Origin of the sequence: Heliorestis acidaminivorans (assembly GCF_008933955.1) — a bacterium.
GTDB lineage: Bacteria > Bacillota > Desulfitobacteriia > Heliobacteriales > Heliobacteriaceae > Heliorestis > Heliorestis acidaminivorans.
In genome coordinates this window covers 157,757-177,273 of the sequence record NZ_WBXO01000002.1, presented here as the reverse complement: position 1 = coordinate 177,273, position 19,517 = coordinate 157,757, and the positions used below count along the sequence as shown (strand labels likewise).

The 19,517-nt window shown below is 46.4% G+C and carries 20 protein-coding genes and 1 pseudogene; 20 read left to right on the top strand and 1 reads right to left on the bottom strand.

All coding sequences use genetic code 11. From position 1 onward, the window contains the following. Positions 1-121: 121 nt before the first annotated feature. From F9B85_RS03765 to F9B85_RS03700, 14 genes and pseudogenes are all read left to right on the top strand, one after another. Positions 122-1,237 (top strand): phospholipase D-like domain-containing protein, encoded by a 1,116-nt coding sequence (locus tag F9B85_RS03765; RefSeq protein WP_151618689.1) that lies wholly within the window; start codon positions 122-124, stop codon positions 1,235-1,237. An 875-nt stretch (positions 1,238-2,112) separates the two neighbouring features. Continuing rightward, complete coding sequence (locus F9B85_RS03760) at positions 2,113-2,598, top strand: sigma factor-like helix-turn-helix DNA-binding protein (protein ID WP_151618687.1); 486 nt, start codon at positions 2,113-2,115, stop codon at positions 2,596-2,598. 150 nt (positions 2,599-2,748) lie between these two features. Further along, a complete protein-coding gene (locus tag F9B85_RS03755; protein ID WP_151618685.1) occupies positions 2,749-2,931 on the top strand; it encodes a hypothetical protein in 183 nt (60 codons plus the stop codon). Further along, positions 2,915-3,247 (top strand): DNA ligase, encoded by a 333-nt coding sequence (locus F9B85_RS03750; RefSeq protein WP_151618683.1) that lies wholly within the window; start codon positions 2,915-2,917, stop codon positions 3,245-3,247. The genes F9B85_RS03755 and F9B85_RS03750 overlap by 17 nt, the downstream gene beginning before the upstream one ends. Next, a complete protein-coding gene (locus F9B85_RS03745; protein WP_207707030.1) occupies positions 3,240-4,361 on the top strand; it encodes a DUF2800 domain-containing protein in 1,122 nt (373 codons plus the stop codon). Before F9B85_RS03750 ends, F9B85_RS03745 begins: the two co-directional genes overlap by 8 nt. A gap of 13 nt (positions 4,362-4,374) precedes the next feature. Next, positions 4,375-4,932 carry a DUF2815 family protein gene (locus F9B85_RS03740; RefSeq protein ID WP_151618679.1) on the top strand — a complete coding sequence of 186 codons (558 nt, stop codon included), beginning with the start codon at positions 4,375-4,377 and terminating at the stop codon, positions 4,930-4,932. Next, positions 4,929-6,869 (top strand): DNA polymerase, encoded by a 1,941-nt coding sequence (locus tag F9B85_RS03735; RefSeq protein WP_151618677.1) that lies wholly within the window; start codon positions 4,929-4,931, stop codon positions 6,867-6,869. Before F9B85_RS03740 ends, F9B85_RS03735 begins: the two co-directional genes overlap by 4 nt. 102 nt (positions 6,870-6,971) lie before the next feature. Beyond that, positions 6,972-9,215, top strand: a complete 2,244-nt coding sequence (locus tag F9B85_RS03730) for a phage/plasmid primase, P4 family (RefSeq protein ID WP_151618675.1) — start codon at positions 6,972-6,974, stop codon at positions 9,213-9,215. A gap of 144 nt (positions 9,216-9,359) precedes the next feature. Continuing rightward, positions 9,360-9,650 carry a VRR-NUC domain-containing protein gene (locus F9B85_RS03725; RefSeq protein ID WP_151618673.1) on the top strand — a complete coding sequence of 97 codons (291 nt, stop codon included), beginning with the start codon at positions 9,360-9,362 and terminating at the stop codon, positions 9,648-9,650. Further along, positions 9,647-11,014: pseudogene (locus F9B85_RS03720) on the top strand (SNF2-related protein). Before F9B85_RS03725 ends, F9B85_RS03720 begins: the two are co-directional and overlap by 4 nt. 1 nt (position 11,015) lies before the next feature. Continuing rightward, entirely contained in the window at positions 11,016-11,432 is a 417-nt protein-coding gene (locus F9B85_RS03715) for a DUF7768 domain-containing protein (protein WP_151618671.1), read from the top strand. 1 nt (position 11,433) lies between these two features. Then, positions 11,434-11,664 carry a hypothetical protein gene (locus F9B85_RS03710; protein ID WP_151618669.1) on the top strand — a complete coding sequence of 77 codons (231 nt, stop codon included), beginning with the start codon at positions 11,434-11,436 and terminating at the stop codon, positions 11,662-11,664. Then, positions 11,665-12,087 (top strand): DUF1492 domain-containing protein, encoded by a 423-nt coding sequence (locus tag F9B85_RS03705; RefSeq protein ID WP_151618667.1) that lies wholly within the window; start codon positions 11,665-11,667, stop codon positions 12,085-12,087. 206 nt (positions 12,088-12,293) lie between these two features. Continuing rightward, a complete protein-coding gene (locus F9B85_RS03700; RefSeq protein WP_151618665.1) occupies positions 12,294-12,656 on the top strand; it encodes an HNH endonuclease in 363 nt (120 codons plus the stop codon). Here F9B85_RS03700 and F9B85_RS15015 read toward each other — a convergent pair. Next, positions 12,643-12,783: a pentapeptide repeat-containing protein gene (locus F9B85_RS15015; RefSeq protein ID WP_423245046.1), complete on the bottom strand. Its 141-nt coding sequence runs from the start codon at positions 12,781-12,783 to the stop codon at positions 12,643-12,645. The two genes, F9B85_RS03700 and F9B85_RS15015, sit on opposite strands and share 14 nt — an antisense overlap. A 452-nt stretch (positions 12,784-13,235) precedes the next feature. On the opposite strand from F9B85_RS15015, the gene F9B85_RS03695 reads away from it, so the two are divergent. From F9B85_RS03695 to F9B85_RS03670, 6 genes are all read left to right on the top strand, one after another. Further along, positions 13,236-14,495, top strand: coding sequence for a site-specific DNA-methyltransferase (locus F9B85_RS03695; protein ID WP_151619085.1), 1,260 nt, complete (start codon positions 13,236-13,238; stop codon positions 14,493-14,495). Between the two features lie 68 nt (positions 14,496-14,563). After that, a complete protein-coding gene (locus tag F9B85_RS03690) occupies positions 14,564-14,950 on the top strand; it encodes a hypothetical protein (protein ID WP_341474376.1) in 387 nt (128 codons plus the stop codon). A gap of 87 nt (positions 14,951-15,037) precedes the next feature. Continuing rightward, positions 15,038-15,925, top strand: coding sequence for a hypothetical protein (locus tag F9B85_RS03685; protein WP_151618663.1), 888 nt, complete (start codon positions 15,038-15,040; stop codon positions 15,923-15,925). A 190-nt stretch (positions 15,926-16,115) separates the two neighbouring features. Then, entirely contained in the window at positions 16,116-16,622 is a 507-nt protein-coding gene (locus F9B85_RS03680) for a phage terminase small subunit P27 family (RefSeq protein WP_151618661.1), read from the top strand. Between the two features lie 24 nt (positions 16,623-16,646). Then, positions 16,647-18,203: a terminase large subunit gene (locus F9B85_RS03675; RefSeq protein ID WP_207707029.1), complete on the top strand. Its 1,557-nt coding sequence runs from the start codon at positions 16,647-16,649 to the stop codon at positions 18,201-18,203. Positions 18,204-18,213: 10 nt separating this feature from the next. Further along, on the top strand, positions 18,214-19,473 hold the full coding sequence (locus tag F9B85_RS03670) for a phage portal protein (RefSeq protein WP_151618657.1): 1,260 nt from the start codon (positions 18,214-18,216) through the stop codon (positions 19,471-19,473). The last annotated feature ends 44 nt before the right edge of the window (positions 19,474-19,517 follow it).

Sequence of the window (19,517 nt, the reverse complement as noted above, 5' to 3'; positions counted from 1 at the left end):
TGAAAAACGGGTTTTTACATTGTGCTTTCAATTAAAATGCGTGGATTCTGACGTTCATGGATGAGTTGGTGTGATGACTTGTTAATAAATGTGAAAACGTATAGTGAATGGAGGGGATTCATTGAAGAAAGAATATTTTTTGTCTGATGCGAAGTTCATTTATTCTAAGGATGAGTTAGGGTATCAGGAAGTCTTAGATGATTTTAAAAATGCTGAAGAAATTATTATTGTTACTTACAATATCTCAGAGAAACAGTTGCTGCTCATCCAAAAATTGTCTGAAGCGTCTTCAGATGCAGAAATAAGTATATTTACGAATATCCCTTCGAGATGGGACACATATTATGGAGATGCTTATAAGAATACAGCCAGGAAGAAGATAAATGTTTATCTGACTAAACTGAAACCCGACAGTATTGGGGAGAAAGTTAGTGTTTTCTTTAATTTTGACAACCATGGAAAAATCATAATGACAAATAATCTAGCATATGTTGGCTCAGCAAATTATTCTGAGGAAAGCGTATATAACATTGAATTCGGTATTATTAGTCGAGATATAGATTTTATAACATTCTTGAAAGAAGAAATCACAAAAGAACTAGAGAAGTCATCAACACCATATTTTGAATATGATTATCTTCCATTGTTACTGGAAATAAAAATGCATTTATCAAACTTGTTTGCTCTTAGAGGAGAATTGTTTGATCAAATTTACTCTTATTATGATGATTTAGATGGAAAAGGATACTTCTATAATGACACAGAAGAAAGATTAAACCAAAAAACAATAGATAACATTATTGTAGAGCTAGATAAATGTTCAGAACTTATGGGTACGATTTGTGATGCATCAGATCACTTGACCGAGGAAGAATACATCCTAGATGACTTAAACGATTATTATGAGGCTTTGAGAACTTTAGAGAATCAATTTGAAGATGTATCTTCTAATGAAGAAGTATACGAATTAGCTTGTTTTGATTCTTCGGAACGAGCAATTCAGATAATTCAAGATGAATATAGTGCAGAAGCCTATGACGAGTATTTAGAAGGTTATGTTCAGAAGGCTATGGATAGTGTTCATGAGGAATTCCAAGATATATGTCAAGAATCAAAGGAATCATTAGATGACATGCTTGAAATTTTAGATAAATATCTAGATTCATCAAGAAAAGCATTAGAAGAATTCGAAGAGTTAGAGTTTAGAAAAATTAATGGTAATATCGATAACACATGAGGCCTGTAACCAATGGACAAACAATACCTTCATGGGGAAAATCATATCAATCCAACCTCGTATTCGTCTAACCAGGTAACTTCTATAAACAAGCACAAAGCGCCAATGCAGGTGAGGGCTATACAAAAGTTCGGCACTGATCAGTATGCGATTGTGGTTGAAAAAAAGACTAGGGGAGAGAAGCTGGCTTTGATGGTGAGTGCTTAATACAGGATTCCTTAATACTAGGGGCTCCCCTATGGAAACTAGTTCTCCATAGGTCTGGAATTTTCGCAATATTCTTATTTTGCTAAATTGCAGGCAATGAATTTCCTAAACTGAAGATTCTCAGACGCACCTGATTGTGCGGACAAAATAGACATAGCACTGCAACGAAAACAGATAAAAGGCTCAGGAAAATGGGCACTTTATCCAGAAAGCTATACTTTTTAACTGAGCGACACTGAGCTGGATAAACGACCAGACATAGGGCAACCAGGGGAGAGAACGTCTTCCTTGCGGGAGGTAAGCAAACGGTCTCCCTCCCGCAAAAACGGTAGAAGAAATTCGAACCTTCTTACTACAACAAGGAGCTGAACCATTATAAGGTAAATTTTTAGAAAAGCGGGCACGGGATGTCCGTTTTTTTATATGAGAGCCATACATGAAGCCTATTTAGGTTTTGTGTATGGCTCTTTTTTTGTTAAATAGCTGCTTTGACAACAGGGCATGAGGTGTCCTCCACGGCAATCTTTTTATCCCCTAAACTAGATTTAGAAGCGGAGGACAAGCTCCTTCGTTAAAGTTAAACAGCCGAAAGGCTCCCGTTAAAAAAAACGGCGAGTTTTTTGGCTGATTATTATGCCCTTTTCTCGCTGGAGAAAGGGGCTAATTTTATGCTAATCAATGACAATCAGCAGTCAACAAAAGAGTATTTCTTGACAATTGACGGTCAGGAAATCCCAGTTACAGAAGAGGTTTACCGTGCTTACAAGCGGCCAGTTTGGACAGAGCGCAAGCGCAAAGAGCGTGAAAAAAGGTGCCGAGATGAGAAAGGAAACCGTTGCACAAAAGATTGCAGCAAGTGCGATAGAGATAGGACAGGCAGTGTCCTCAGTTTGGACAAGTTTATTGAGGACGGCTTCGAAGTGACCGATTCCATCGATGTTGCTGAACTGATAGCGGACAAGCTGCTCTTTGAAGAGCTGGCAACCGCCCTTAACGAGCTGGACCCAAAAAACCGCAGAATCGCTGAACTGTATGGCGAGGGCCTGTCAGAGAGGGAAATTGCCGCTAAAGTTGGACTTTCCCAAAAAGGTGTGAATAAGCGAAAACCCAAGATTTTTGACCAATTACGCCAGCAGTTGAAAGATTTCCAATAAATAAGTACTCAAACTGCCCTTTAATGTCCTGTGGATATTAGAGGGCAGTTTCCGTAAAAAGAATTCTCATCCTTTGGTACTCAAAACTACTGCAACTGTCCTGTGGATGGTGAGGGGAAAACAATCTCCCTCGGAAACGGAGGTAACGATATGCAGCCACAAACAAATGACAAAGACACGAACTTCCGAGATCAGGAACTAGATGAAGAACTAGCCGGTATTTTGACTGCCATCAGTGTCGTGTCCCGGCGTCTGGCTAAAAAGCTATTAACGCTTCAGCAGCAGGACGCACTTATGGAGAAAGGAGGGAAACCGGATGGGCAAGACGAGTGAACTACCCCTGGTGGTAACAGAACTTAGGAATGCTGCCCAATCACTTATTAGCGCAGCAGACACCCTTGCAGACATTTTTAGTGGTAGCGGTGGTACCCAGGCATCGGACCAGCAAAAGACGGAAACTCCTGCACCGACAGAAAAGCCTCTCACCCTTGAAGCGGTTAGAGCAGTTCTGGCAGAGAAATCCCGCAACGGTCATACCGCCGAGGTTCGGGCACTTTTAGAAAAGCACGGTGCTGCCAAGCTGTCGGAAATTGATCCGGCCAAGTACCCTGCACTGCTTGCGGAAGCAGAGGTGCTTGGCAATGGGTAAGCATGCGTTACTCTCGGCATCCTCCTCCCACAGGTGGTTAAACTGCCCGCCATCGGTGAGGCTCTGCGAAAGCTACGCGGATAGAGGCAGCGACTATGCTGCCGAGGGTTCAGCTGCTCACTTACTCTGCGAGTACAAATTAAAAAAAGCCCTGGGCATAGATGCCAAAGACCCTACCCCTGACCTTAACTACTACAGCGAAGAGATGGAGGAATGTGCAGACGGCTATGCTGCTTACATCTTAGAACTGGTCGAAGCGGCAAAGCAAACCTGCACCGACCCGGTTGTACTTATTGAACAGCAGCTTGACTACTCAAGATACGTTGAAGGTGGCTTTGGTACAGGCGACTGCATTGTTATCGGTGACGGGATTCTCCATGTTGTGGACTACAAACACGGCCAAGGGGTTCTGGTACAAGCCGAGGGCAATCCGCAGATGAAGTTGTACGCACTGGGAGCGCTGGAATTATTCGACGGCATCTACGACATCCATAGTGTTTCCATGACTGTTTACCAGCCCCGCCGGGACAATGTTTCTACCCACACAGTGTTTAAGGAATCTTTGTACCAGTGGGCTGAGGAAGTGCTAAAACCCGCCGCTGAACTGGCCTTTGCCGGGAACGGGGAATTCCAGTGTGGAGAGTGGTGCCAGTTTTGTAAAGCAAAGCATGAGTGCCGGACCAGAGCCGATTTTAACATGGAACTCGCCCGCTATGACTTCAAGCTTCCCCCCTTGTTGGAAGACGATGAGGTGGAAGACATACTCAGCAAAATAGATTCCCTCATATCGTGGGCAAATGACATCAAAGATTATGCTCTGCAAGCTGCCTTAGGCGGTAAAGAGTGGAGCGGCTGGAAGCTTGTCGCAGGTAGAAGTACTCGCAAGTACATCAATGAAGATGCGGTGGTCCAGGCGGTGCAAGCGGCAGGTTATGACCCCTATGAACGCAAGGTTATGGGTATCACCGCCATGGAGAAAGCTCTGGGCAAAACCAGATTTGCTGAACTACTCGGTGGGCTTGTCCAAAAGCCCCAAGGCAAACCGACTCTTGCGCCGGAGAGCGATAAACGCCCGGCTATCAATACAGCCAAAGAAGACTTTAGTGAATTTTAAGGAGGAAAATCATATGTCTAAAAACCCTATGAAAGTTATTACCGGCCCTAACACTCGCTGGTCTTACGCCAACATCTGGGAGGCCAAGTCAATTAACGGCGGTGCCCCAAAGTTTTCAGTATCTCTTATCGTTCCTAAGTCTGACACCCAAACAGTAGCCAAGATCAAGGCTGCCATTGAAGCTGCCTATCATGAGGGCGAAGCCAAACTGAAAGGTAACGGTAGAACCGTGCCACCCCTTTCCGCTATCAAAACCCCTCTTCGTGACGGCGATACCGAAAGGCCTGACGATCCCGCTTATGCCAATGCCTATTTTATTAATGCCAATTCCTCAACTGCACCAGGCATCGTGGATGCCGATCGCCAGCCTATCCTTGAGCGATCAGAGGTTTACAGCGGTGTCTATGGCAGAGCAAGCATTAACTTCTACGCCTTTAATTCCAACGGCAACAAAGGAATTGCCTGCGGGTTAAACAACCTGCAGAAAATTCGTGACGGCGAACCTCTAGGTGGCAAGAGTAGACCGGAAGACGACTTTGCTACTGTTGATGACGAGGACTTCCTCTCGTGAGAACGCTCAATATCGATATCGAAACGTATAGCAATGTAGACCTCACTAAAAGTGGGGTCTACCGCTACACGGAATCTCCAAACTTTGAAATCCTGCTCTTTAGCTACTCCCTTGACGACGGCGAAGTGCAGGTAGTTGACCTTGCATCCGGTGATAAGTTGCCAGAAGAAATAATCAATGCACTAACCGACCCTAACGTTACAAAGTGGGCCTTTAATAGTCAATTCGAGCGGATTTGTCTGTCTAAGTGGTTGGGTATGCCCACAGGCCAATACTTAGACCCAAGGCCTTGGCGCTGCACCATGGTCTGGTCGGCCTATATGGGACTCCCCCTCTCCCTTGAAGGTGTAGGTGTGGTATTGGGGTTAGAGAAACAAAAGCTGACAGAAGGCAAAGACCTTATTCGCTACTTTTGCACCCCATGTAAACCAACCATCGCCAATGACGGACGTACGAGAAATTTACCTATCCATGCACCTGACAAATGGGAAAGGTTCAAAATCTACAATCGCCGGGATGTGGAAACCGAAATGGCTGTACAGGAGAAGTTAGCCAAATTTCCTGTGCCAGAGAGCATATGGAATGAATTTCACCTCGACCAAGAGATAAACGACCGGGGTGTGGCTTTAGATATGACCCTTGTCCAAGGTGCCATCAAAGCCGATGAGTGCTCCCGCTCTGAACTGCTAGGGAGGCTGGAAGAACTCACTGCCCTTGATAATCCAAATTCAGTACAGCAGTTAAAAGAATGGCTGGCTGACCAAGGACTTGAGACAGATACCCTCGGCAAAAAAGCTGTGGCGGAATTATTGGAGACGGCACCTAAACCCCTTGATGAAGTGCTGTCACTTCGTCAGCAGTTGGCTAAATCATCAGTAAAAAAGTATCAGGCTATGGAAAGTGTGGTTTGCTCAGATAACCGCACCCGTGGAATATTTCAATTTTACGGAGCCAATCGAACCGGTCGATGGGCAGGCAGGCTTCTACAGCCGCAAAATTTACCGAGGAATGATATGCCTGACTTGGCGCAGGCGAGAAGCCTAGTGCGAACCGGTAATTTCGCAGCATTGGACATGCTCTACGATTCCGTACCGGAGGTGCTGTCAGAACTTATACGCACGGCATTTGTTCCCAAGGAAGGCTGCAAATTCATCGTAGCTGACTTTTCGTCCATCGAGGCCAGGGTTATTGCCTGGCTGGCTAAGGAGCCATGGCGTAACGAGGTTTTTGCATCCGGAGGGGATATCTACTGTGCTTCCGCTTCTCAAATGTTCCGGGTTCCGGTAGCAAAGAATGGGGTCAATGGTCACCTCCGGCAAAAAGGCAAAATAGCCGAACTGGCCTTAGGATACGGTGGCTCAGTGGGCGCTCTAAAAGCAATGGGCGCTTTGGAAATGGGAATCACTGAAGATGAACTTAAACCCCTCGTTACCTCATGGCGGGCTGCCAATCCAAACATTGTACGTTTTTGGTGGGATGTTGACCGTGCCGCCATGAAAGCGGTCAAGGAGCGCACCACCACAGAAACACACGGTATCCGCTTTTCTTATCGGAGCGGAATGCTCTTTATCATATTGCCTTCTGGCAGACGGCTTGCCTACGTGAAGCCCCGCATTGGTACTAACCGCTTCGGTTCCGATTTCATCACCTATGAGGGTGTCGGTGGAGCCAAAAAGTGGGAACGACTGGAGTCATACGGGCCAAAATTTGTTGAAAACATCGTTCAAGCAGTCAGTCGGGATATCCTCTGTTATGCCATGCAGAACCTTCGGCATTACCCTATCGTGCTACATATCCACGATGAAGTTGTCATCGAAGCCGATAAGCAAATGTCAGTTGAAGCTGTATGTGAACAGATGAGCCTAATCCCACCCTGGGCAAAGGGACTCTTACTGCAAGCCGACGGTTTTGAATGTAATTTTTATCAGAAAGATTGACAGGAGGTACTCAAAACTGTGCCTTCTGTCCTGAGGATAGTGAAGGCCAAAATCAAATTCGAGGAGGTAGAAATTCTATGTTAAAGGTGAGGAGGCTTTGGAGTGATTGAATTTACCCTTTACACGGCGGACTGTACGGGAAACCTTTCAAACTGCACATACCCTAAAAAGGCGGTAATTAAGGATAGGGGTTCTTTTCTTGAAGCCATCAAGTTTGACCATGTCAGTGCCGAGTATAAGGACAATTATCGAAGCAATACCAATTTTATAAAGGCCGACAATATTGTGCTTGATTGTGATAATGACCACTCAGATGATCCCCAAGACTGGGTTTTTGCTGCTGATGTTGCCACAGCCTTCTCCGGGGTTTCCTATGCCATATCCTATAGCAGAAACCATATGAAGCAAAAAGGTAACAAGTCCCCGAGGCCCAGGTTTCATGTGTATTTTATGATTCCAACAATTAATGACCAAGTAGAATACGCTACCTTAAAACAAGAGGTTGCATCAAGTTTTCCCTTCTTTGATACAAACGCTCTTGACAGTGCTAGGTTAATTTTTGGCTCCGATCATGGAGATGTTGAGATTTCTAAAGGGGATAGGAATGTTAAAGAATTCTTAGCTGAAGCCAGTTTTGCTGACTGGGACGAAAGCCAAGAAGAAATCCCCGAGGGAAGACGTAATAGCACCATGTCCCATTATGCCGGGAGAGTTATTAAGCGCTTTGGCAATACCGAAGAAGCCTATTCTCGGTTTCTAAAACAAGCGGAAAAATGCAATCCACCTTTGGAGGAAAGTGAATTAAAAATTATCTGGAATAGTGCAGTCAACTTTGGGAAAAAGGTAGCTGCACAAGCCGGGTATATTCCACCGGAGGTCTACAACTCAGATAGTTTATTAAAACCGGCTGATTTTTCGGATGTGGGGCAAGCCGTTGTTTTAGCAAGGGAGTATGGGGAAAAACTCAGGTACTCTCCGTCCACAGATTTCATTGTCTATAACGGCAGCTTTTGGGAGGAATCGAAGCCAAAAGCACAGGCAATAGCTCAGGAACTTACCACCAGACAATTGGAAGAAGCTGAAGCAGAAATGAAAAAGGCAATGGATGAAATGGTGAAAAACGGAGCAGCTGTACTATTGGCAACGATGGGGGCGAAAAAGGCAGCAACTGCTTTTAATAAACAACAGTCCCATGCCTTTAATATGTACGAGGCTGCTAACAAGTATAGAAATTATGCCATTAAACGCCGGGACACAAAGTATATCGCAGCATCACTAAAAGAAGCCCGACCCATGCTGGAAATTAGGCAAGGAGATCTTGATACAGATGAGTTTTTATTAAACACGCCAAAAGCTACCTATGATTTAAGATTTGGCACCAAGGTGGAGCATGATCCTAAGCACTTTATTACCAAAGAAACAGCGGTTGAACCCGAGGCATTAGGTTTAGATAAATGGGTGGACGCACTAAATACCTTCTTCTTAAAAGATAAAGCTTTAATTGATTATGTGCAAAGAGTAGTAGGACTTGCTGCCATTGGTAAGGTTTACGTGGAGGCTTTAATTATTGCCTATGGAGAAGGCCGCAATGGTAAATCTACCTTCTGGAACGTAGTCTCCAGGGTGCTTGGCACCTATAGCGGCAACATTTCTGCAGACATACTGACCGTTGGCTGTAGGAGAAATGTAAAACCGGAGCTGGCTGAAGCAAAGGGAAAAAGGCTACTGATTGCAGCGGAAATGGAAGAAGGCATGCGCCTTAACACCTCTAATGTTAAACAGCTCTGCTCCACTGACGAAATCTATGCGGAAAAGAAATATAAAGATCCTTTCAGCTATATTCCAAGCCATACGTTGGTGCTTTATACCAATCACCTACCAAAGGTGGGAGCCATTGATCAAGGTACATGGAGAAGGTTAATCGTCATCCCGTTTGCAGCCAAGATTGAAGGCAAACAAGATGTTAAAAACTACGGTGATTACCTTTTCGAGCAGGCGGGCGGGGCGATACTTAGCTGGATAATCGAGGGTGCGAAAAAAGTAATAAAGGAAAATTACAAGATAGAACCTCCCCAAAAAGTCAAAGAGGCCATTGTCGCTTATAAGGAAAATAATGACTGGCTGGCCCATTTTCTTGAGGAATGTTGCGAGCTAGATGAAAGCTATGTAGAAAAATCTGGAGAGGTTTATGATGAATATCGTGCCTTTTGCATAAGAACTGGGGAGTACACAAGAAGCACAGCAGATTTTTACACTGCCCTGGAATTAGCAGAGTTTACAAGACAAAAAACCCGAAAAGGTGTGATTGTAAAGGGTTTAAGGCTGAAGTCGGAATTTCTGGAGTAGTCTATTTATCCTTAAGTGTGCAGGTCGTGAAGGTCGTTTCTTAAACCTCTCTTAGAGCTTAAAAAAAATAGACTATATATAAAGTTATATATATGACTTGCACGACCTGCACACCCACTTATCCCCGATGCTAAGGAGGCGGACATGCTTGAAAAATATACTGAACAAAAGCTAATTAAGGTAGTTAAAGCAGAGGGAGGAATAGCGCCGAAGTTTATTAGTCCAGGTCTAAGCGGGATGCCTGACCGCTTGGTGTTATTCCCGGGAGGCAAAATGGCTTTTGTTGAGGTTAAGAGGCACGGGATGAAACCCCGACCTTTACAGATAAAACGGCACAGGATGTTACGGCAGCTGGGCTTTAAGGTTTATGTTTTGGATGACGGGAAGCAGATACAGAAGATAATCTCAGAGATTACAGGGGGTGATGCCAGATGAAGTTCATACCGCATGATTATCAGCAGTATGTCATTGACTATCTTCTTGAGAAGCCAGTGGCGGCGATATTTCTCGATATGGGCTTGGGTTGAGGTAAGACAGTGATCACCCTCTCGGCAATCTTTGACTTGGCCCTGGATAGCTTCTTGGTTTGTAAAGTCTTAGTTATTGCCCCTCTTAGGGTAGCCAGGGATACATGGCCAGCAGAAATTGAGAAATGGAATCACCTGCAGGGACTGATTTATTCGGTGGCCATTGGAAGCGAAGCCCAAAGGAAAGCGGCGCTACTGCAAAAAGCTGACATCTATATTATCAATCGGGAAAACGTGGACTGGTTAGTTAATAAAAGCGGACTTCCTTTTGACTACGACATGGTTGTTATCGATGAGCTGAGTTCCTTTAAATCTCACCAGACAAAAAGGTTCAAAAGCCTTATAAAAGTGAGACCTGTAATAAAAAGATTTGTTGGACTTACGGGAACACCATCGGCTAACGGTCTGATGGACTTATGGGCCCAGTTCCGTCTCCTAGATATGGGGCAGAGATTGGGACGTTTTATTGGCAGATACAGAGAGGATTATTTCGTACCGGATAAACGAAACCGGCAAGTGATATTTTCGTACAAGCCCAAACCGGGAGCAGAGGAAGCCACTTACCGGCTCATCTCCGACATCACCGTCAGCATGAAGAACACCGACTACTTGAAACTACCGGAACTGGTGCTGAATGAAATACACGTTAAGTTATCGGAGAACGAGATGGAGAACTACCAGACACTACAACAGGAATTGGTACTACCGCTAAAGGGCCGGGAGATTGATGCCGTTAATGCTGCAACCCTGTCAGGTAAATTGCTGCAAATGGCCAACGGTGCTGTCTATGACGAAGATGGCGGTGTGGTGCAAATACACGACCGTAAGCTGGATGCCTTGGAAGATTTAATCGAAGCAGCTAACGGCAAACCGGTATTAGTAGCTTACTGGTTCAAACATGATCTGGAGCGAATCTTAAAACGGTTTCCGGCGGAGAAATTAGATAGCGCCGGTTCCATTAAGCGGTGGAATGATGGGGAAATTCCATTAGCTGTAATTCATCCTGCATCCGCTGGACACGGACTTAACTTGCAAGCAGGTGGCTGCACTTTGGTATGGTTTGGCCTTACCTGGAGCTTAGAGCTATATCAACAAGCCAACGCCCGATTGCATCGACAAGGACAAAAGCAAACAGTCGTGATCCATCATATCCTTGCCAAAGATACCATCGACGAACGCGTCATGAAAGCTTTAGAAACAAAAGACACCAGTCAACGAGCCCTTATGGAAGCGGTCAAAGCGACGATCGATCAACAAAAGGAGGAGAATTGAGATGACCAACAGTCTCTACAACAGTGAAGGCTATAAAGACCCTACCGCTTTTGAAGCCCTGAACAATGTGGAAAGAGAGCAAAAGAGAAAAGTTGTTTTTATCTGCAGTCCCTTCGCTGGCGACATTGAAGGCAACACCGAACGAGCCAAACGTTACGGCCGCTTTGCTGTCACCAAAAGAGTCGTCCCTATTATTCCTCATCTCATGTACCCGCAATTTCTCTTTGAAGATGACCCGAATGAACGCCAGCTAGGCATTGAGATGGGCATGGTCTTGCTTAGCAAATGTCATGAACTTTGGGTTTTCGGTAGACACATATCTTCCGGCATGGCCGTAGAAATCGAAGAAGCAAAGAGACAAAACATACCGATTCGTTACTTCACCAGTTCCTGCAAACCGAGAGGAGGTCATCGTTAAGATGGACGAGTCCAATTGCTTTGGCTACTACAAAGGCAAATGCCAAATCCTCAACGTGAGAAAATGCCAAGACCCTGAATGCGCTTTTTATAAAACGAAGAAACAATTTGAGCAAGACAGACAAAAAGCCCTTGAGCGAATAAACTCTCTTGATGAATTGACTCGAGAGCGAATCATCGAACTCTACTACGACGGCCGCATGGAGTTGTTAGAAGGAGAGGAGGCGAGCTAGGTGAATGCCAAAGAATACTTATCTCAAGCCCTTTGGCTCGATCAAATGATCAACAGCAAGCTAGAACAATTAGAGTACTTAAAGAGTTTAACAACGAAAGTAAGCAGAAGCATCGGTCAAGAAAAAGTATCCGGTGGCAAAAGCATCAACTCTACGATGGAACAAGCCATCATCAAAGTGGTTGATCTGGGAGAAGAGATCAACCGTGACATCGACCGCTTCGTCGATCTGAAACGAGAGATCCTGATTACAATCAACGAGGTCAGCGATTTGAACTACCGCCTTCTTCTAGAACTGCGTTACATCAGCGGCAAGACCTGGGACGAGATCGCTATGACTTTAGGCTACGACCGCAGTTGGGTCTTTCGAGTCCACGGCAGAGCCTTAAAAGAAATTGAAGCCCTTTTGAAAAGAAGCGACTAAAAGCGACTGTAAGCGACTCGAAAATCTGCTAATCTATAAACTGACCAGGCATAAGAAAAAGCACAAGAACACCATATGCTGTAGGATAAGCCTAAGCTAGATCGCCCCGATTCTTAGGAAACGCAGCATTCTTGAAAGACCAGCCCTTGAAGCAAAAACGCTTGAGGGCTTTTTCTATGCCTGTAAACAAGAAAAGGTGATCCATCATGCCCTGGAAACCAAAACACATCTGCAGCTATGCAGGATGCAACGAACTAACCCATGACCGCTATTGCGATAGCCATAAAAGACAAATAACCAAAGAGCATAATCAGAAAAACAGCAAGCTCTACACCTACCGGTGGCACAAAAAGAGCAAAGCCTTCTTACGAGCCCATCCCCTTTGCGCCCACTGCCTGCAAGCCGGTCGAGTTACTGAAGCCACCGAAGTCGATCACATCATCCCGCACAATGGTGACATCAAACTCTTCTGGGACCAGAACAACTGGCAGAGCTTATGCAAGAAATGTCACAGCAAAAAGACAGCCCAAGAAGACGGCGGCTTTGGCAACCCCGTTAAGAACCTCTAGGGAACAAGCGCACCAAGAACTCTAGGCAAGAACCCTTGAAGGAACAGCCCCTGAACGGACAACCCCTGAACGGACAACCCCTGAACGGACAACCCCTGAACGGACAACCTGCTCCAACAGCATTCACAAAGCAGTACCCCTAGGGGGTTATTGTCTTACCAGAAGGCTCCGGCCCCAAACGCGCCTTGGTCGTCTGTTAGAATTCGCGAAAATCGTAAGGGGGGTATCTAAGGGCTTCTTGGCTCTATAGAAAGTTTGGGTGATTGAGCCAAAAACCTTAGAAAATCAAGGTCTACAGAATTTTAGGGAATTCCAAAGTGGTAGCGATTGCTCTATGGATTCATAGTGAAAAAGGCACATTTTTTAGCCTTTTTACGCTTTTTTCTGCACTCGTTCTAAACTCTTTTCGCTCGAAGCATCACCGCTCGAGCTTTTTTTGTTGCCTAAAATGATTCATTCAACAGAAGTTCCCAAAGGGGTATAAGCAAAAGAACTACCCTAGACGATTGCCCAAAAGGACTCACTAAAAACGATTGAATCAAAAGAACACATAAAGGAGGCAAACCTTTGATGGACGCCATGACGATCCGCAAAGTGCCGGTTAATGATATAAAGCCGGCCAAGTACAACCCCCGCCAAGACCTCAAGCCCGGCGACCCAGCTTATGAAAAGCTCAAGCGCTCTATCAGCGAGTTTGGCTATGTTGAGCCTATCATCTGGAACGAAACGACAGGGCACATCGTCGGCGGCCACCAGCGCTACAAAGTTTTAGTTGCCGAAGGCTATGAAGAAGTAGAATGTGTTGTCGTCAACTTATTACCAGAACGAGAAAAAGCCCTCAACGTAGCCTTAAACAAAGTAACAGGCGACTGGGAGTATGAAGCCCTGGCCGACTTACTTAAAGAGCTAGACGAACAAGACTTTGATGTAACTTTGACAGGTTTTGATGCCGCCGAGATTGACGATCTCTTCAACCAGGTACACGACAAAGAAGCGAAAGAAGACGACTACGATGTGAACAAAGCCTTAGAAGAAGGGACCTTTGTCCAACGCGGCGATCTTTGGCTCTTAGGCCACCACCGCTTGTTCTGCGGCGACGCCACCAAAGCAGAAGATTTGCGACTTTTGATGGACGGCAAAAAAGCCAACTTGCTCCTAACCGATCCACCCTACAACGTGGACTTTGAAAGCGCCAGTGGCTTGAAGATTCAAAACGACAAGCAAGATAATGAAGCCTTCTATCAATTTCTCTTCTCTGCCTTTACCAACATGGCCGAAAACATGGCCCCCGGCGCCTCGGCCTACGTCTTTCATGCCGACACAGAAGGACTGAACTTTAGAAAAGCTTTCATTGAAGCAGGCTTTCACTTAAGCGGCGTCTGTATCTGGAAGAAAAACTCCTTGGTCCTCGGCCGCAGCCCCTACAACTGGATACACGAACCTATCCTCTTTGGTTGGAAAAAAGGCGGCAAGCACCGCTGGTACACAGGCCGCTCAGAAACAACGGTCTGGAACTACGACAAACCAAAGAAAAACAGCGATCATCCTACCATGAAGCCAGTCCCGCTCCTATGCTATCCCATCAAAAACTCCTCCCAAGTCAACGCCATCGTCCTCGACCCTTTTGGCGGCAGTGGTTCGACGCTCATTGCTTGCGAACAGATCGATAGAATTTGTTTCACTCTAGAGTTAGACCCCAAGTACGCCACTGTCATTGTGAAAAGATTTATCGAGCAAGTGGGCACTGATGAAGAAGTCTTTGTCCTGCGCGATGGCGTAAAGACCGCTTTTGCTGATTTACCAAAGCCGAAAGCGAAAGAAGATGCATTGCTGGCTTAGCTTTTTGCTGAGTCTTTTTAGCTATATCTCTTAACTCAAATTTTTGAAAACCCATGAAGTTGCTATCGATGAAAACCTATGGCAATATGCTACTACCTTCAGCCAATCCTGATGGACTATGTAGAAGTGGAGTGAAGCCCATGAGAGCACTTTTTGGGAGAAAGTTCAGCAACCTGAGAGAGTTGAGAGAAGCCACGGAGGGAGCCCTCGAGGTAAGACAAAAAGGACAATCCTACAAAGTCACCAAAGAAGTGGTCCTTCAAGATGAGGAATTTCGCGCTTTTGCCAGTGACTTCTTTGCCGACCAAGACTGGATCAGCCCAGAAAGCGGAGGCGTAACCCCACAAGGAGAGGTTCGCTGCATCCGCGTGATCAACGCCAAAACTGGAACAAAAGTTCTAGTGAACAGCGAAGGCTATGAATTCCCTCGCTACACAGCTCTAGAACTCACCTAAAAACATGCATCTTATCGCTAGAATTGGCTTGCTATTTCCTGTGCTTTGAGTGATATATGTACTACCAAAACACAGGAGGTCATGCCGATGAGCAGAAAAGAGCTGGTCCAAAAACTAGGTGACTACTTAGGTGTCAAACCAAAGTATCTCAGCGCCCCAACTTTTGCTTACGAGATTGTCACCGAAGAAGAAAGCTACCGGATCGACCGAGAAGGGACGATCACAAAAGCTACAGGGGAAGTGATAACCATCGAGGAGATTCTGAACCCGCCTGCGCCCGAAGATGAGCCCGACCAAGGAGCTGAACAGCAAGAGTCGAGTCAAAGCCCCATGGAAAACCCGAACCTGTTACCCTTCGACTGCATGGAAGTAAAGATTCCCTTCGCCGACCATAGCGGGACAAGCCTGAGAAACCTAATCAACATGCTTTACAGCAAAGAGCACTTAATCAGAAAAGCCTTTGAAGTGACCGAGCCGCTCATGGATGCAACGTTTGCCGAAGACTTGAGCCAATACGAAATCAAGACCCTAGAAGATTTAGAAAGAGCCCTGAAAGAACTAGGAAAAGACCGCTACCCAGCTTTAGACTTCGACTTTGCAGAAAAGACTTACGCCATCAAGCTGGTCACAGATAGCTTAACGCCCGAGAGAATCGCCGCTTTTCAAGACCTCATCGCCCTGGTTCACCAACAAGCACTAAAACAAAAACGCGCCTCTTTCAAGCAAGTGCAAGAAGAGAACCCCAAATACGCTTTTAGAACCTGGCTCATTCGCATCGGCATGAACGGCAGCGACTACAAGAAAAGCCGCAAAGTGCTTACGGAAAAGTTAGCAGGAAACGGTGCCTTTAGAAAGCCAACCTCGCCAAGTAAGATTGAAGGCCTGCTCGATGGGGTCTTAGAAGAAAAAGAGCAAGCAGCAGAAGCACTAGATGCAGCAGCTCCAGAAGCAACAGGAGATGGAAAGAGCGAGTAAAGCACAAGCAAAGCAATCAACTCAACTAAGCAGCAAAGCCCATAGAGCCCAACACCACACTGCCACATAGCCTTAAACCCTCGAGAGCAAAAAGTAAAAACCAGCCACTATCAAGCCAAGGAGCTTTCCCAAAAGGAGAGTTCCTTTTTTCATGGCCCAATCTCGCCAACCCTTGGAGGAGGTGAAAGTTATGGCAGGTAGAGGACGGCCCCCTAAACCAACGGCCCTTAAAGAACTAGAAGGCAATCCAGGCAAACGACCGCTCAACAAAAACGAACCGAAGCCGCCGAAAAAGGCGCCCAAATGCCCGTCATGGCTCGAGCCTGAAGCCAAGAAAGAATGGCGTAGACTGGCCAAAGAACTAGAAGCCATGGGTTTGCTGACCCAAATCGATCTGGCCGTTTTTGCCGGCTACTGCCAAGCCTACGCTCGCTGGAAAGAAGCAGAAGAATTTATCTCCAAGCACGGCTCAATTCTCAAAACCAGCTCCGGCTACATCCAGCAGATTCCCCAGGTGTCGATTGCCCAGCAGAACCTAAAACAGATGCGCAACTTTTGCTCCGAATTGGGCCTCAGTCCATCGGCCAGAAGCCGCTTAAACATTGAAAACCGCGGTGGCACCATTGAAGGCGATGAGATGGCAGAACTCTTGGCTTCCATCCCTAAAGCCGACGATTTTGTTAAGTCATCAGAGTAAATGAGGCAGAAAGGAGAGGAGGCTATGCCCTATAGCGAAGCCCATGCCAATCACGCCATCAATTTTATCCAGCAACTGCGACTGACCAAAGGAAAATGGGCAGGAAAGCCTTTTATCCTTCTGCCGTGGGAGCTTGACTTGGTCAAACGCTTGTTTGGCACGCTGCGAGAAGACGGCACTCGCCAATACCGTACAGCCTATGTAGAGATCGGCAAGAAAAACGGCAAGTCCGAACTGGGAGCGGCCATTGCGCTGTACATGCTCTTAGCCGATGGCGAGTCCAATGCCGAAGTTTATGTAGCCGCCTGTGATCGCCAACAAGCCAGCATCATCTTCAACACAAGCGTTAATTTCGTCGAAGGCAACAGGACTTTATCGAGAGTGACCAACCTCGTTCGCTCCACCAAGCGCATCGTCTACCCCAAAACAGGCAGTTTTTTTCAAGTCTTAAGCTCTGACGTCAAATCTAAATCAGGCATCAACGCTTCTTGTGTCATCTTAGATGAAATCTGGACCTACCCCAACGAGGATCTGGCCAAAATGCTCACCACTGGTTCCGGTGATGCCCGCAGCCAACCTCTTTTTCTATACTTAACAACAGCCGGCAACAAACTCTCCGGCTATGGTTGGGAAATGCACTGCAAAGCCAAAGACATTCTAGATGGCAAAAGAATTGACCCCACTTTTTTATCGATCATCTATGGCTTAGAAGAAGATGCCGACATCGAAGATGAAGCGAACTGGTACAAAGCCAATCCGAGCCTGGGCCACACTATTCAAATCGAGCGGGTCCGCGAACATTACCAGCAAGTCAAAGATGACCCCGCCGACTTGGCACTATTTAAGCAACTGCGCCTCAATATGTGGCTCAAGCAAGAGATCAAATGGATGCCCATGGACAAATGGGACGCTTGCAACTTTGCTGTTGATCCAGAAGCTTTGCAAGGTCGCGCCTGTTACGGCGGCTTGGACTTATCGTCGACCAGCGACATTACCGCTTTTGTCCTCGTCTTTCCACCGCTCGATGAAGAAGACAAATACCAGGTGCTGCCTTTTTTCTGGCTTCCTGAAGAAACGCTCCCCCAAAGAGTCAAACGCGATGGCGTCCCTTACTCTGTCTGGAACAGCCAAGGCCTCTTGAACTTAACTGAAGGCAATGTAGTTCACTACGGCTTTATCGAAAAATACATCGAAAAGCTAGGCGAAAAATACAACATCAAAGAAATCGTCTACGACCGCTGGGGCGCCACGCAGATGAGCCAGAACCTAGAAGCCATGGGCTTTACCGTCGTGCCTTTTGGTCAAGGCTTCAAAGATATGTCCCCACCGACAAAAGAACTGATGCGCCTTGTCTTAAGCAAACAAATCGCCCACGGCGGCAATCCCGTTTTGCGCTGGATGGCCGATAACATCGTCGTCAAAACCGACCCAGCCGGCAACATCAAAGTAGACAAAGAAAAGTCGACCGAGAAAATCGACGGGATCGTCGCTTTGATTATGGGACTAGCTCGAGCGACGGTACACTCATCAGAAGCAAGTGACTCGATCTATGACGAACGAGATATGATCATTTTGGAGTGATAGCAAAGCGATGTTCAGCTTTCTCAAGAACCTCTTCAAAGCCCGCGACAAACCGCAAGATACCGTCAGCAGTGCGCCTAGATTCTTCATGGGCCAAAGCATAGCCGGCAAAGTGGTCAATGAGCGCAGTTCCATGCAAACAACAGCCGTCTTTGCTTGTGTCCGCATCATTGCTGAAACTGTCGCATCCTTGCCTCTGCACACTTATCGCTATGTAGGCGACGGTAAAGAAAAAATGGTCGACCATCCCTTGTATCGCCTTCTTCATGACGAACCAAACGAAGAGATGACCTCCTTTACCCTCCGAGAAACGATAATGACCCATCTGCTTCTCTGGGGCAACGCCTATTTGCAGATCATACGCAACGGTCGCGGCGATGTTTTGGCTCTCTATCCTTTACTGCCCGATAAAATGACTGTGGACCGAGATAGTAAAGGCAAGCTCTATTACAGCTACAACAAAGAGGGCCAGACTTATTACCTTCGCTCCGATGATATACTGCACATTCCAGGACTCGGCTTTGATGGAGTCATGGGCTACTCACCCATTGCCCTAGCCAAAAACGCCATTGGCTTAAGTCTTGCGGCCGAAGAATATGGCGGCAAGTTCTTTGCTAACAACGCTAGACCGAGCGGGATTTTATCGACCGCCGGAACGATCAAAGACCCTAGCAAAGTAAGAGATGCCTGGCAAGCCGCCTATGGAGGCAGTGGCAACAGCAACAAAGTGGCTGTCTTAGAAGAAGGTCTTCAATACCAACCCATCAGCATGCCCAACTCCGATGCCCAGTTTTTAGAGACTCGCAAGTTTCAAATTGAAGAGATCTGCCGCATCTTTCAGGTCCCACCCCACATGGTTGCAGACTTAAGCAAAAGCTCTTTTAGCAACATCGAAAACCAATCGATCAGCTTTGTCGTTCATACCGTTAGACCCTGGCTCGTCCGAATCGAACAAGCCATGAACCGCAAGCTTTTCAAAGTAGAAGAAAAAGGTCAATGCTTCGTCTCCTTCAACGCCTCTGCTCTTATGCGTGGCGATTACAAATCCCGCATGGACGGCTACGCCATCGGCATTCAAAACGGCTTCTTTTCTGTCAACGATGTGCGGCGCATGGAGAACTTAGATCCCATTCCTGCGGAAGAAGGCGGCGATCTTTATCTGACCAACGGCAATATGCTGCCTTTGAAGATGGCCGGGGCCTATGCCAAGAAGGCCTTGCAGGAGAGTGGGGTAGAGGGAAACGATGCCGTAGGAGAAAAAACACCATGAACTTCCCAACGGTTTCACTTGGGTTTTTAGCAGACTTCTCTTTT